At 71.1% G+C, this 12,705-nt stretch carries 13 protein-coding genes; 6 read left to right on the top strand and 7 right to left on the bottom strand.

Annotated features, from left to right (window positions below; all coding sequences use genetic code 11):
* Positions 1-13: 13 nt before the first annotated feature.
* Together ACFY1P_RS00860 and pta are read right to left on the bottom strand one after the other, a co-directional pair.
* Entirely contained in the window at positions 14-1,225 is a 1,212-nt protein-coding gene (locus ACFY1P_RS00860; protein ID WP_361526417.1) for an acetate kinase, read from the bottom strand.
* Positions 1,226-1,305: 80 nt separating this feature from the next.
* A complete protein-coding gene (gene pta, locus ACFY1P_RS00855; protein ID WP_361526414.1) occupies positions 1,306-3,387 on the bottom strand; it encodes a phosphate acetyltransferase in 2,082 nt (693 codons plus the stop codon).
* 224 nt (positions 3,388-3,611) lie between these two features.
* On the opposite strand from pta, the gene ACFY1P_RS00850 reads away from it, so the two are divergent.
* Entirely contained in the window at positions 3,612-4,637 is a 1,026-nt protein-coding gene (locus tag ACFY1P_RS00850; protein ID WP_361526411.1) for an ATP-dependent 6-phosphofructokinase, read from the top strand.
* A gap of 35 nt (positions 4,638-4,672) precedes the next feature.
* Here the strand turns inward: ACFY1P_RS00850 and ACFY1P_RS00845 are convergent, their stop codons facing one another.
* On the bottom strand, positions 4,673-5,014 hold the full coding sequence (locus tag ACFY1P_RS00845) for a type II toxin-antitoxin system RelE/ParE family toxin (RefSeq protein ID WP_390749276.1): 342 nt from the start codon (positions 5,012-5,014) through the stop codon (positions 4,673-4,675).
* Positions 5,011-5,331 (bottom strand): hypothetical protein, encoded by a 321-nt coding sequence (locus ACFY1P_RS00840; protein WP_361526405.1) that lies wholly within the window; start codon positions 5,329-5,331, stop codon positions 5,011-5,013. Before ACFY1P_RS00840 ends, ACFY1P_RS00845 begins: the two co-directional genes overlap by 4 nt.
* A 259-nt stretch (positions 5,332-5,590) precedes the next feature.
* Here ACFY1P_RS00840 and ACFY1P_RS00835 point away from each other — a divergent pair, with 259 nt between their 5' ends.
* A complete protein-coding gene (locus ACFY1P_RS00835) occupies positions 5,591-6,406 on the top strand; it encodes an NAD(P)H-binding protein (protein WP_390749275.1) in 816 nt (271 codons plus the stop codon).
* 236 nt (positions 6,407-6,642) lie between these two features.
* Here the strand turns inward: ACFY1P_RS00835 and ACFY1P_RS00830 are convergent, their stop codons facing one another.
* Positions 6,643-6,834 (bottom strand): hypothetical protein, encoded by a 192-nt coding sequence (locus ACFY1P_RS00830; RefSeq protein ID WP_361526400.1) that lies wholly within the window; start codon positions 6,832-6,834, stop codon positions 6,643-6,645.
* Positions 6,835-7,262: 428 nt separating this feature from the next.
* Between ACFY1P_RS00830 and ACFY1P_RS00825 the strand changes: the two genes are divergently transcribed.
* Entirely contained in the window at positions 7,263-7,856 is a 594-nt protein-coding gene (locus ACFY1P_RS00825) for an XRE family transcriptional regulator (protein ID WP_390749541.1), read from the top strand.
* A 1-nt stretch (position 7,857) separates the two neighbouring features.
* Here the strand turns inward: ACFY1P_RS00825 and ACFY1P_RS00820 are convergent, their stop codons facing one another.
* Positions 7,858-8,355, bottom strand: coding sequence for a GNAT family N-acetyltransferase (locus ACFY1P_RS00820; protein WP_390749274.1), 498 nt, complete (start codon positions 8,353-8,355; stop codon positions 7,858-7,860).
* Positions 8,356-8,523: 168 nt separating this feature from the next.
* Here ACFY1P_RS00820 and ACFY1P_RS00815 point away from each other — a divergent pair, with 168 nt between their 5' ends.
* The gene (locus ACFY1P_RS00815) at positions 8,524-9,348 is read left to right on the top strand and encodes an NAD(P)H-binding protein (protein ID WP_390749273.1); all 825 of its coding nucleotides are present in this window, start codon (positions 8,524-8,526) and stop codon (positions 9,346-9,348) included.
* Positions 9,349-9,361: 13 nt separating this feature from the next.
* Here the strand turns inward: ACFY1P_RS00815 and ACFY1P_RS00810 are convergent, their stop codons facing one another.
* Positions 9,362-10,231 carry an NAD(P)-dependent oxidoreductase gene (locus ACFY1P_RS00810; RefSeq protein ID WP_390749272.1) on the bottom strand — a complete coding sequence of 290 codons (870 nt, stop codon included), beginning with the start codon at positions 10,229-10,231 and terminating at the stop codon, positions 9,362-9,364.
* A 139-nt stretch (positions 10,232-10,370) separates the two neighbouring features.
* Between ACFY1P_RS00810 and ACFY1P_RS00805 the strand changes: the two genes are divergently transcribed.
* Positions 10,371-11,207 carry a carbohydrate ABC transporter permease gene (locus ACFY1P_RS00805; RefSeq protein WP_361526385.1) on the top strand — a complete coding sequence of 279 codons (837 nt, stop codon included), beginning with the start codon at positions 10,371-10,373 and terminating at the stop codon, positions 11,205-11,207.
* Positions 11,208-11,473: 266 nt separating this feature from the next.
* Positions 11,474-12,469 carry an AraC family transcriptional regulator gene (locus ACFY1P_RS00800; protein WP_390749271.1) on the top strand — a complete coding sequence of 332 codons (996 nt, stop codon included), beginning with the start codon at positions 11,474-11,476 and terminating at the stop codon, positions 12,467-12,469.
* Positions 12,470-12,705: the final 236 nt, after the last annotated feature.

The following is a 12,705-nucleotide window of genomic DNA, read 5'->3' as shown; positions in this document are numbered from 1 at the left end:
TGCTGGCCGGTGATCAAGCGCTGACCAGGGCGTACGACTGAGTGGCGATCTCCAGCTCCTCATCGGTGGGCACGACGGCGACGGCGACCCGGGCGTAGTCGGGGGAGATCAGCCGCGGCTCGTCCGCCCGGACGGCGTTGAGGTCGGCGTCCACCGCCAGGCCGAGCTCCTCCAGGCCCGCCACGGCGGCCTCCCGGACGGGGGCGGCGTTCTCGCCCACACCGGCGGTGAAGGCCACCGCGTCGACCTTGCCGAGGACGGCGTAGTACGCGCCGATGTACTTCTTCAGCCGGTGCACGTAGATGTCGAAGGCCAGGGCCGCCTTCTCGTCGCCCGCGTCGATGCGCCGGCGGATCTCGCGCATGTCGTTGTCGCCGCACAGACCGATCAGACCGCTCTTCTTGTTGAGGAGCGAGTCGATCTCGTCGACGGACATGCCGGCGTTGCGCGCCAGGTGGAAGATCACCGCCGGGTCCAGGTCACCCGAGCGGGTGCCCATGACCAGGCCCTCCAGCGGGGTCAGGCCCATCGAGGTGTCCACGCAGCGGCCGCCGCGGACCGCCGAGGCGGAGGCGCCGTTGCCCAGGTGCAGCACGATGACGTTGACCTCGGACGGGTCCTTGCCGAGCAGCTTGGCGGTCTCGCGCGAGACGTACGCGTGCGAGGTGCCGTGGAAGCCGTAGCGCCGGATGCGGTGCGCGTCCGCGGTCTCCACGTCGATCGCGTAGCGAGCGGCCGACTCCGGCATCGTGGTGTGGAAGGCCGTGTCGAAGACCGCGACCTGCGGCAGGTCCGGGCGCAGCGCCTGCGCGGTGCGGATGCCGGTGATGTTGGCCGGGTTGTGCAGCGGGGCGACCGGGATCAGCCGCTCGATCTCCGCCACGACCTCCTCGGTGATCACGGTCGGCTCGGTGAACTTCTTGCCACCGTGCACCACCCGGTGCCCGATCGCGGCCAGCTCCGGCGAGTCCAGGCCCAGCCCGTCCGCCGCCAGCTCCTCGGCCACCGCGTTCAGCGCGGCCTCGTGGTCGGCGATCGGCTGCTCGCGCTCGCGCTTCGCGCCGCCCGTCGCGAGCGGGGTGTGCGCCAGCCGGGAGGTCTCCTCACCGATGCGCTCGACCAGGCCCACGGCCAGCCGGGTGCGGTCGGCCATGTCGAGCAGCTGGTACTTGACCGACGAGGAGCCGGAGTTGAGGACGAGGACACGGGTGGGATTGGCAGTCATGAAGGCTTTCCGGGTGGTGTACGGGTCTCGGCGGGGCTGTCGGTACGGGGCCGCGCGGCCCCGTACCGACAGTAACGGGCTCAGGGGCGCTGCTCGCCCTGCGCCTGGATGGCGGTGATCGCGACGGTGTTCACGATGTCCTGGACCAGCGCGCCGCGCGACAGGTCGTTGACCGGCTTGCGCAGGCCCTGGAGGACCGGGCCGACCGCGACGGCGCCCGCGGAGCGCTGCACGGCCTTGTAGGTGTTGTTGCCCGTGTTGAGGTCGGGGAAGATCAGCACGGTGGCCCTGCCCGCGACCTCGGAGTCCGGGAGCTTGGTCGCGGCGACCGCGGCGTCCACCGCGGCGTCGTACTGGATCGGGCCCTCGACCAGCAGGTCCGGGCGGCGCTCGCGCACCAGCTCGGTGGCCTTGCGGACCTTGTCGACATCGGCGCCGGAGCCGGAGGTGCCGGTGGAGTACGACAGCATCGCGATCCGCGGCTCCACGCCGAACTGCGCGGCCGTCGTCGCCGACTGGATGGCGATGTCCGCGAGCTGCTCGGCGTTCGGGTCCGGGTTGACCGCGCAGTCGCCGTAGACGAGCACCCGGTCGGCCAGGCACATGAAGAAGACCGAGGAGACGATCTGCGCGCCCGGCGCCGTCTTGATGATCTCGAAGGCGGGGCGGATGGTCGCGGCGGTGGAGTGCACCGCGCCCGAGACCATGCCGTCGGCCAGGCCCTCCTGGACCATCAGCGTGCCGAAGTACGACACGTCGGCGACGATGTCGTGGGCCAGCTCCACGGTCATGCCCTTGTGGGCGCGCACCTGAGCGTAGAGCTCGGCGAAGCGCTCGCGCAGCGGCGAGGTCTGCGGGTCGACGAGCTGCGCGTCGGCCAGGTCGATGCCCAGCTCGCCGGCGCGCTTGCGGATCGCCTCCTCCTCGCCCAGCAGCGTGAGGTCGCAGACGTCGCGGCGCAGCAGCACGTCCGCGGCGCGCAGCACGCGCTCCTCGGTGCCCTCCGGCAGCACGACGCGGCGGCGGCCCGAGCGGGAGCGCTCGATCAGCTCGTGCTCGAACATCATCGGGGTGACGCGGCTGGAGCGGGCGACGGAGATACGGTTCGTCAGCTCCGCGGTGTCCACGTGCCGTTCGAAGAGGCCCAGCGCCGTCTCCGACTTGCGCGGCGAGGCGGCGTTGAGCTTGCCCTCGATCGCGAACAGCTCCTGGGCCGTCGGGAAGGAGCCGCCCGGCACCGAGATCACCGGCGTGCCCGGGGCCAGCCGGCCCGCCAGCGCCAGGATGTCCGGGCCCGGCCGCTCGTCCAGGGTCAGCAGCACGCCGGCTATCGGCGGGGCGCCCGCGCTGTGCGCCGCCAGCGCGCCGATGATCAGGTCCGTGCGGTCGCCCGGGGTCACCACCAGGCAGCCCTCGGTCAGCGCCGGCAGGAACGCCGGGAGCATCGCGCCACCGAAGACGAAGTCGCGGGCGTCGCGGTTGAGCCCGGAGTCGTCGCCCAGCAGCACCTCGGCGCCGAGCTTGCCGACGATCTGCGCCACGGTCGGCGCCGACAGCGACGCGTCCTCGGGCAGCGCGTAGCAGGGGACCGGCAGGCTCGCCGCGAGCCGCTCGGCGACGGCCGTGCGGTCGGCCGGGGCCACGCGGTTGACGACCAGCGCGACGACGTCGCAGCCGAGCGCCTCGTACGCGCGATAGGCGTTGCGCGCCTCGGCCCGCACCGACTCCGCGTCCTGGTCCTGGCCGCCGACGACCGTGATCACGGAGGCGCCGAACTCGTTCGCCAGGCGCGCGTTCAGCGCCAGCTCGTCGGGCAGGTTGGAGCCCGCGTAGTCGGTGCCGAGCACCAGCACGTACTCGTACTGCCGGGCGACCGCCAGGAAGCGCTCGACGAGCGCGGACACCAGCTCGTCCGTGCCCCGCTCGGCCTGGAGCGCCGACGCCTCGCCGTAGGAGAGGCCGTACACGCTCTCCGGCGACTGGCCGAGCCGGTAGCGCGAGCGCAGCAGGTCGAAGAGGCGGTCGGGGCCGTCACCGTGGACCAGCGGGCGGAAGACACCCACCCGGTCGACATGGCGGGTCAGGAGCTCCATGACTCCCAGCTCGATGACCTGGCGGCCGTCGCCCCGGTCGGTCCCGGTCACGTACACGCTGCGCGTCACGCGTGCTCTCCTTGCTCCATCGCCGTGTTCATTCGGTAAAAAAATAGCCGTTATGGTGGGCTTGCCCTCTTGACAATACCTGCGCCCGTGGATAAGGCGCGCGTCAGCAGGTGATTCACGGGGCGTGGGCGGGGGGTGCGGCACGGGGTGCGTCAGTACCTCCCGGCCCGTGAAACAATCGGTTCGGCTCACATGTACCAGTAGCGAGCAGGAGACACAGCCAGATGCGCATCGGAGTCCTCACCGCAGGCGGCGACTGCCCCGGCCTGAACGCTGTCATCCGCTCGGTGGTGCACCGCGCGGTCGTCGGCCACAACGACGAGGTGATCGGCTTCGAGGACGGCTTCAAGGGCCTGCTCGAAGGCCGCCACCGCAAGCTCGACCTCGACGCGGTCAGCGGCATCCTCGCCCGCGGCGGCACCATCCTCGGCTCCTCCCGCCTGGAGCGCGCCCGGCTGCGCGAGGCGTGCGAGAGCTCCAAGGAGCTCGCCCGCGACCTCGGCATCGACGTCCTCATCCCCATCGGCGGCGAGGGCACGCTCACCGCGTCCAAGATGCTCTCCGACGCGGGCCTGCCGGTCGTCGGCGTGCCGAAGACCATCGACAACGACATCTCCTCCACCGACCGCACCTTCGGCTTCGACACCGCCGTCGGCGTCGCCACCGAGGCCATCGACCGGCTGAAGACCACCGCCGAGTCGCACCAGCGCGTCATGGTCGTCGAGGTCATGGGCCGCCACGCCGGCTGGATCGCCCTGGAGTCCGGCATGGCCGGCGGCGCCCACGGCATCTGCCTGCCGGAGCGCCCCTTCGACGTCGCCGACCTGGTCACCATGGTCGAGGAACGCTTCGCCCGCGGCAAGAAGTTCGCCGTCATCTGCGTCGCCGAGGGCGCCCACCCCGCCGAGGGCTCCATGGACTACGCCAAGGGCGCCATAGACCAGTTCGGCCACGAGCGCTTCGCCGGCATCGGCACGAAGCTCGCCGCGGAACTGGAGAAGCGCCTCGGCAAGGAGGCCCGCCCGGTCATCCTCGGCCACGTCCAGCGCGGCGGCACCCCCACCGCGTACGACCGCGTCCTCGCCACCCGCTTCGGCTGGCACGCGGTCGAGGGCGCCCACCGCGGCGACTTCGGCAAGATGACCGCGCTGCGCGGCACGGACATCAAGATGGTCCCGCTCGCTGATGCGGTGACCGAGCTGAAGCGGGTGCCGGAGGACCGGATGGACGAGGCGGAGTCGGTTTTCTAGGGCGGGGCTTCGACCGCCGTCCGCGACGAGCATCCTCAACTGCCGGACGGGCTGGAGAAATCCATCCCGTCCGGCAGTTGTGTGTCCGTCCACGGTGGGGGAGCGGTGATCCGGCGTGGATCACCGGACCGGGTGGTTCCGATCATCAGCACGGTTACGGACACCCGGCTGTCGCTGATCTCGTACAGGGCCCGGTACTTGCCGGTGCGTAACCGGTAGGAGTTCGTCCCGCCCATCTGTACGGAGGACGACGGGCGGGGATCGCGGACGAGGCTGTTGATGGCGTCGTGGAACGGCTTGACCGCGTCCCCGTCGCGTTGACGCAACTCCCGCAGTTTGAGGGCCGTGTCGTTGGCCCAGATCAGCGTGTAGCTCACGATGCCTGCGCCTGGTCGAAGACCGCCATGGCCTCTTCATGGTTCATGGTGGTGCCGTCGCTGTCCGCTCTGGCGAGGGCGATCAGGTGCAGGTCGGCGGCATCCTCCAGCGCGGCGCGCTTCGCCGTGTCGCTGCCGGCGGTGTCGATGACCGCCTGCCTCCACCAGTCGTCGATGGCCATACGGGCGGAGATCCCGTCGTGGATGCGGCGTACGTCGTCCCAGAACTTGTCCTGCCAGTGGGCTTCGAGGGCGGCGGCGATCCCGCCGATGGTGCGCGGGATGTCGGGGAGCTCTGTCGTCTGCGGTGTTGACATGGGGCCAGTATGAAGCTGGGCCTGGCTCGGCGCGTGGTGCATCGTGCAGCGCGTGGGGGTGACAGGCAGTGCGGCCTTCACTGGGTGCGCCTGAAGGGCCGCTGTGCGGGACCGGCCTCGGAACGGTCGACCCTGACGGGGAATTCCGGGGGCCCGGTGGTGAGTTGACGGCTCTGTTCGTCAGGCTGGGGCGGACGATCCGTTCATGATCGGGCGCTGCCCGGCGCTCATCGCTCCATCCGTTGACAGGGGAGATCTCATGACGATTCTGGTGACCGGCGCGCGCGGTCGGGTGAGCGCGGCCGTGCTGAGTGAACTGACCGATCGCGGTGTGGGCGTGCGGGCCGCCGGGCGGCAGCCCGGAGGGGAGGCCGTGCGGCTCGATCTCTCGGAGCCCGGGACGTTCGCGGGCGCTCTCGACGGGGTGCGCAAGGTGTTCCTGTATGCCGAGCCCACCGGCATCGGCGCGTTCCTCGACGCCGCGCGCGCCGCGGGCGTGGAGCACATCGTGCTGCTGTCCTCGCTGTCGGCGGCGGAGGAGGACCCGGAGTCGAACGCGATCGGCGCGTTCCACATCGCGGCCGAGCGGGCGCTGGCCGCGTCGGGCGTCGACTGGACGATCCTGCGGCCCGGCTCCTTCGCCACGAACACGCTCCAGTGGGCGCCCTCGATCCGCGCGGAGGGCGTGGTGGAGTCCGCGTTCCCGGGCACGCACAACGCGCCCGTGCGCGAACGGGACATCGCCGCCCTGGCGGTCCTGGCGCTGCTCGACGACGCCCACCGCAAGGCGACGTACCACCTGACCGGCCCCGAGTCGCTCAGCGAGGAGCAGATGGTCGGGCTCGTCGCGCGGGCCATCGGCAAGCCGGTCCGGATCGAACCGATCAGCCGCGAGGAGGAGTTCGAGCGCACGGCGCGGCTCGTGGGACCGGCCATCGCCGAGACGCTGACCGCGTACCGCGCCGCGTACGACGGCGTGCCGGCCGCGGTGCACGACGGCGTCGCGGAGGTCACGGGGCGGCCCGCCGTCCCGTTCGCGCAGTGGGCGCAGGACCACGCGGCCGACTTCCGGTGATCCGCTGACGGTGGGCCCGCGGGTGGGCCCACCGTCGATCCGCGATGCGTTTGTGCCTGCTGCTCAGCAGCGGGGGCGGAGTGGGGCTGAGGCCGAAGTGCCGGAATGTGCGTCGTCCCGGTGGCGCTGTAGATCGGCGTTGACCGCACTCACCCTTTGGTACTCGCCGCAGCGGAAGGCGGCGGCGCGGGCGAGGGCGAGTCGTGCGCAGGTGAGGCACCAGGTGTTGTCCGACTTCATGGGCTCACCCGGTGTACGTCGTAGATGTGCCGCATGGCGCGCTCGGCGCAGGCCGCCTCGGTGGTGGCGTCCCGTCGAGACAGGGCCAGGGCGCGGGCGTCGTCCAGCCGACGGCATGTCCGGCAGCTCTTGGCGTCCCCTTTGACGATCGTGTACGGCCCGGCGGAGGCGTGCGCGACGGCGATCACGTACGGTCCCCGGTGCTGCGCTTGTTGGCCTCGCGGACCTTGTCGCGGAGAGCGGCGTCGCGCTTCTCCGTGTCAGGCGTGTCGTTCATGACCTGTCCTTCCTCATCCGGCCTTCGGGCGGCCTGGTCGGCTCGCCTCGGGTGGCACGGGGCCATCTTCGGCTCCCAAGAAGGACGTATCGGCCCTGAATCCCGGACAGTTGGGCTGTTTCGACGCTAGCGTGGAAGACGTCCCAAACGTCTGGAGGCTGGGTCTTGAACACTGCTCTGCGGTCGGCTATGGCCGATGCCGGTCTCACGCCTCGCAAGCTGGCCATGAGAGTCGGGGTGTCAGGCAAGACCGTGGAGCGGTGGCTGAACGATCCGGAGTTGATTCCGCACCGGAAGAACCGCCAAGACGCCTGCGCCGAGCTGGGAGTTGACGAAGAGATGCTGTGGCCGAAATCCGTGAAGGACCGCATCAAGACCGGTACGGACAGGGAACTGGTCCACAGCTATCCCTACCGGTCCGCGTGTCCGTCCACGGTGTGGGGAGGGCTGATCGAGAGCTCTTCCCAGGATCTCCTCTTCGCCGGATACACGAATTACTTCCTCTGGCTGGACCAGCCCGACTTCGTCGGCACTCTGCGCCGCAAGGCAGGCGAAGGATGCCGGGTGCGCTTCCTTCTGGGTGACCCGGAAGGTGACGTCACGCGTCAGCGCGAGCAGCTCGAAGACGTCGCGTTGACGGTTTCCACGCGCATCAGGATCACCTTGGAGCATTTGGGAAAGTTGGGCGCCGCGGACGGGGTGGAGGCCCGCTTCTCCGCTCCCGTGGACGCGGTCAACCATGTCTCGCTTTCCGTCTTTCGCTTCGATGACGAGCTCTTGGTGACCCCACATCTGGCACGGCTGGTCGGGCACGACTCCCCGCTGCTGCACTTGCGCCGCCAAGGTGACGGCGGGCTGTTCTCCCGATTCGCCGAGCATGCCGAAGAGTTGTGGGAGAAGGGCGTGCCCGCAGGGGTCCCGGTCGGCGGCTGAGTCATGTCCCCATCCGGCGGCGGTAGCGGACTTCCGGGACGGGTACGCCGTCGTAGTCGTCGTATTGGACGGCTCCGTCCGGGGCGTAGCCCGCGAGTTCATAGAAGCGGCGCGCTCGGGGGTTGTCCCGCAGGACCCACAAGAGCAGGGTACGGAAGTCGCACGTCACCGCGTCGGCGTGTACGGCGGTGAGCAGCCTGCGGCCGACCCCCGTTCCGATGAGCCGGGGGTGGACGTAGAGGGCGTAGAGCTCGCCGGTATCCGCTTCCGCGCCACGGCAGGGGCCAAAGCTGGCCCACCCCACGACTCCGGTACGGTCATCGACCGCCACGAGGTCAGCCCCTTGCGGGCCTGACCGGGCGAAGCGGGCCCGGAGGGCTTGTGCGTCCGCCTCGACCGTCATGTTCTCCAAATACGTCTGCGGCACGGTGCCCGCGTACGCGGCCTGCCAGCCGGCCACCCGTATCGTCGAGACGGCGGTGATGTCGGTATCGGTCATCCTTCGTACGGTCAACATCTCGACACCATAGAGAAGCGTCAACCCTGACGGGGAATTCGGGGGCCCGGTGGTGAGTTGACGAGGCTGTTCGTCAGGTTCGGACGGACGATCGGATCACGGCCGGGCGGGGCCCGGCACTCGTCGCTCCATCCGTCGACAGGAGATCTCATGACGATTCTGGTGACCGGCGCGCGAGGCCGTGTGAGCGCGGCTGTTCTGAGCGACCTGCGGGAGCGCGGCGCGGCGGTGCGGCCCGCCGGGCGTCGGCCCGGGGAGAGCGGGCCATCGGCCGTGCGGCTCGATCTTTCCGAGTCCGGGACGTTCGCGGGCGCTCTCGACGGGGTGCGCAAGGTGTTCCTGTACGCCGAGCCCACCGGCATCGGCGCGTTCCTCGACGCCGCGCGCGCCGCGGGCGTGGAGCACATCGTGCTGCTGTCCTCGCTGTCGGCGGCGGAGGAGGACCCGGAGTCGAACGCGATCGGCGCGTTCCACATCGCGGCCGAGCGGGCGCTGGCCGCGTCGGGCGTCGACTGGACGATCCTGCGGCCCGGCTCCTTCGCCACGAACACGCTCCAGTGGGCGCCTTCGATCCGCGCGGAGGGCGTGGTGGAGTCCGCGTTCCCGGGCACGCACAACGCGCCCGTGCACGAACGGGACATCGCCGCCCTGGCGGTCCTGGCGCTGCTCGACGACGCCCACCGCAAGGCGACGTACCACCTGACCGGCCCCGAGTCGCTCAGCGAGGAGCAGATGGTCGGGCTCGTCGCGCGGGCCATCGGCAAGCCGGTCCGGATCGAACCGATCAGCCGCGAGGAGGAGTTCGAGCGCACGGCGCGGCTCGTGGGACCGGCCATCGCCGAGACGCTGACCGCGTACCGCGCCGCGTACGACGGCGTGCCGGCCGCGGTGCACGACGGCGTCGCGGAGGTCACGGGGCGGCCCGCCGTCCCGTTCGCGCAGTGGGCGCAGGACCACGCCGCCGACTTCCGGTGACCTGCCGGCGCCCTCACGCCCGCTTCAGCAGCTCCACGACCCCCGACACGTCCTCGCGACCGTGGCCGTCCGCGACCCGGCGGGACATCAGCGAGCCCAAGGGTGCCAGGAGTTCGGGGCTGAGGCCCTGGGCCTCGGCGGTTTCGAGGAGGTTGGCGAAGGCCGCCGCCTGCATGCCGATGTTGGAGACGACGCCGGTCGCGTAGTCGCCGGTCTCGATCTGATGCGCGTAGTGCGGGATGCCCGAGGCCATCGCGGTGATCCAGCCCGCGAGCAGCGGGCCGAACTCCGCCGCCGGGACCTGCTCCGTGTTCGCCAGCGCCAGCGCGTGGAAGGCGCCGGCGAACATGCCGTACATCCCGCTGAGCAGCGCGATGTCCAGCAGCGCCGCCAGGCCCGGGTCCTCGCCCACGAAGCGCGGCGCGCCCAGGAGCTCCAGCGCCGGGGCGAAGGCGTCGAAGGCGGAGCGTGATCCGCTGTAGAGGAGGAACGCGTGCTCCGTGCCGATCCCCGGCGGGACGGCCATGATGCCGCCGTCGACGTACGCGATGCCGTGCCCGGCCGCCCACCCGGCCATCTCCCGGGCCTGCGCCGGGGTGCCGTTGGTGAGGTTGACCAGCGTGCGGCCGGAGAGCCCGTCCGCGACCGGGTCCAGGGTCTCGTGCACCGAGTCGTGGTCAAGGAGGCAGACGACGACCAGCTCGCTCGCCGTCACCGCCGAGGGGAGGCCGTCGGCGGCCGTCGCGCCCAGGGCGACGAGCGGCTCGGCCTTGCCGGGCGTGCGGTTCCAGACGGTGGTCGGGAGGCCGCCCGTGACGAACGCGGTGGCCAGGGCCGTGCCCATGGCGCCCAGGCCGAGGACGGTGACGGGGGACTTGCTCATGAGAGTGCTCCAGGATGTCCGGTGATCGTGTGCTCGGCGCCTTGATCAGGCTCGCCGACGGACCGTCCGGCCTCAAGTACGCACAAAAAAGTGGGTACTAACCGGGAGGTACGTACAGCCGTCCGCGTACGGAGGCGCCATGCCACCCACGCTCAGCCGTCGCACCCGTCAACGACTCGCCGCCGACGCCGCGTTGCTCGCCGTCGCCGTCGCGTTCGCCGTACCGCTCGTCTGGCTGGTCCTGGCGTCCGTCGACGACGGGGCCGGGCTGCGGGTGCGGGTCCCGGACAGACCCACCTCGGCCAACTTCTCGGCGGTCATGACCGAGGAGATCACCTTCCGGCCCATGCTCAACAGCCTGCTCCTGTGCGGCACGGCCACCGCGCTCACCATGGTGTGCGCGGCGCTCGCCGCCTATCCGCTGTCGCGGTTCCGGTCGCGCTTCAGCCGCCCGTACCTGCTGACCGTGCTGTTCACGACCTGCCTGCCGATCACCGCGGTCATGGTGCCGGTCTACGGGCTGTTCGTACGGATCGACCTCATCGACACCGTCTACGGCACCGCGCTGTTCATGGCCGCCGCCCAACTCCCCTTCGCCATCTGGCTGATGAAGAACTTCATGGACGGCGTCCCGGCCGTCCTGGAGGAGGCCGCCTGGACGGACGGCGCGAGCCGCCTCCAGGCGCTGGTACGGGTCATCCTGCCGCTGATGGGGCCAGGCGTGGCCGTCGTGGCGATCTACAGCTTCATCATGCTGTGGGGCAACTTCTTCGTGCCCTTCATGCTGCTGCTCTCGCCGGACCAGCTCCCGGCGTCCGTCAGCATCTTCACGTTCTTCGGCAACTACGACCAGGTGGCGTACGGGCAGCTCGCCGCGTTCTCGATCCTCTACTCGACGCCGGTGATCCTGCTCTACACGCTGATCTCCCGGCGGCTCGGCGGCGGCTTCGCGCTGGGCGGTGCGGTCAAGGGCTGAGAGGTCCGGGCTTCGGCGGACGCAGAAGAACCCCGCCGTCTGTCCGCTGACGGCGGGGCGCCCCTCCGGTGAGGAACCGGCCCTGGATGTCCCCCGTGGATCCAGGGCCGTGCCCGAGCACGGCGCCGGGCCTGTCCCGAAAGAGCTGTGGGAGGGACCCTCGCCTTGACTGCGGACAAGCTGAACGGTACTAACGGGGCCACCTGTCGGCTACTCGTCAAACGCGGCTCCTGGCCGGAGAACGCGGGACTCCCGAGGAACGCCTGATGACCGAACCCCGAGTGGGGCCCGAGGCCCCCGGCAACATGCGCACGCTCGTACTCAGCAACGATCTCGACCAGACCCGCGAGATCATCAGCTCCGCCTACAGCCCCTATCAGCTCAGCGTGCTCGGCGACCCCAAGGAATTCTCCGCGTGGTACGCCGAGGGCAGCTTCCCCGGCGTCACCGTGTCCGGCCTCCAGTACGGCGCCGAGACCCTGGTGGCGCCCCAGCCGCTCGACTCCTACCTCCTCGTCTGCAAACTCGTCCGGGGCCAGGTCAAGGTGATCTCCCCCGGGCGGGACGAGCGGGTCGTGGGGACCGGGGAGACGTATGTGCTCGACCCCTACCGCCAGTTCCAGGTGCACTGGGCGCCCGGGGCGCGGATGACGACCCTCCGGCTCTCCCGCGAGACCGTGGAGCGGGCCGCCGCCGACGCGCTCGGCGTGGAGGGCCCGTTACGCGCCCGCTTCGGACTAGGCGGCCCGGTCTCGCCCGGCGCGGCCCGCAGCTGGGCCGGCATCTCCAACGCCGTGCACCGCGAGATCCTCGGCGAGGGCATCGCCCGCACGAGCCCGCTGATCGCCGCCCAGCTGACCCAGACGACCGCCGCCCTGCTCATGGAGTCCTACCGGCTGGTCACCGACGGCGTGGACGCCCAGCGCCCGGGCGTCGTCGGCCACGCGGCGGTACGCCGCGCCATGGCCCTGGCGGAGGAGTGCCCCGACCAGCCGCTGACCCTCTCCGACCTGGCCCGCGCCGGCCGCGTCAGCCCTCGCGCGTTGCAGGAGGCGTTCCGCCGTCATCTCGATACGACTCCTCTCGGCTACCTCCGCGAGATCCGGCTGGGGCGGGCCCACGCGGATCTGCTGGCGGAGCGGGGGAGTGGGGTGACGGTGGCTGAGGTGGCTTATCGGTGGGGGTTCGGGAATTTGGGGCGGTTTGCGTCGGTCTATCGGGAGCGGTTTGGGGTGGTGCCGTCGGTTACGTTGCGGGGGTGATCTTGGTTGGGGGCGGGGTGTTGGTGGGGCTCGCCGTTGTCTTGTGCGGGTCCGTTGCGCCTGCGGCGGGCGGCCTCAAGCGCCGGCCGGGCTTGGGTTGTGGGTGGGCCGGGGGTGGGGGCGCCCGGCGGGGGGCCAGGGAACCCGGGGGGGGGGCCGCGCCGGGGGTTGGGGGCCCGGAAAAACCACCCCCCGCCACCACCCCCACCCCCCCCCCCCCCCCCCCCCCCCCCCCA

Origin of the sequence: Streptomyces sp. NPDC001407, from assembly GCF_042895325.1 — a bacterium.
GTDB lineage: Bacteria > Actinomycetota > Actinomycetes > Streptomycetales > Streptomycetaceae > Streptomyces.
This window is presented reverse-complemented; position numbering and strand designations above follow the sequence as displayed.

Coding starts and splice junctions, on each gene's coding strand:
- ACFY1P_RS00860 (WP_361526417.1), bottom strand. CDS start 1,225: ATGACTGCCAATCCCACCCGTGTCCTCGTCCTCAACTCCGGCTCCTCG.
- ACFY1P_RS00850 (WP_361526411.1), top strand. CDS start 3,612: ATGCGCATCGGAGTCCTCACCGCAGGCGGCGACTGCCCCGGCCTGAAC.
- ACFY1P_RS00840 (WP_361526405.1), bottom strand. CDS start 5,331: ATGTCAACACCGCAGACGACAGAGCTCCCCGACATCCCGCGCACCATC.
- ACFY1P_RS00835 (WP_390749275.1), top strand. CDS start 5,591: ATGACGATTCTGGTGACCGGCGCGCGCGGTCGGGTGAGCGCGGCCGTG.
- ACFY1P_RS00825 (WP_390749541.1), top strand. CDS start 7,263: ATGCTGTGGCCGAAATCCGTGAAGGACCGCATCAAGACCGGTACGGAC.
- ACFY1P_RS00820 (WP_390749274.1), bottom strand. CDS start 8,355: ATGACCGATACCGACATCACCGCCGTCTCGACGATACGGGTGGCCGGC.
- ACFY1P_RS00815 (WP_390749273.1), top strand. CDS start 8,524: ATGACGATTCTGGTGACCGGCGCGCGAGGCCGTGTGAGCGCGGCTGTT.
- ACFY1P_RS00810 (WP_390749272.1), bottom strand. CDS start 10,231: ATGAGCAAGTCCCCCGTCACCGTCCTCGGCCTGGGCGCCATGGGCACG.
- ACFY1P_RS00805 (WP_361526385.1), top strand. CDS start 10,371: ATGCCACCCACGCTCAGCCGTCGCACCCGTCAACGACTCGCCGCCGAC.
- ACFY1P_RS00800 (WP_390749271.1), top strand. CDS start 11,474: ATGACCGAACCCCGAGTGGGGCCCGAGGCCCCCGGCAACATGCGCACG.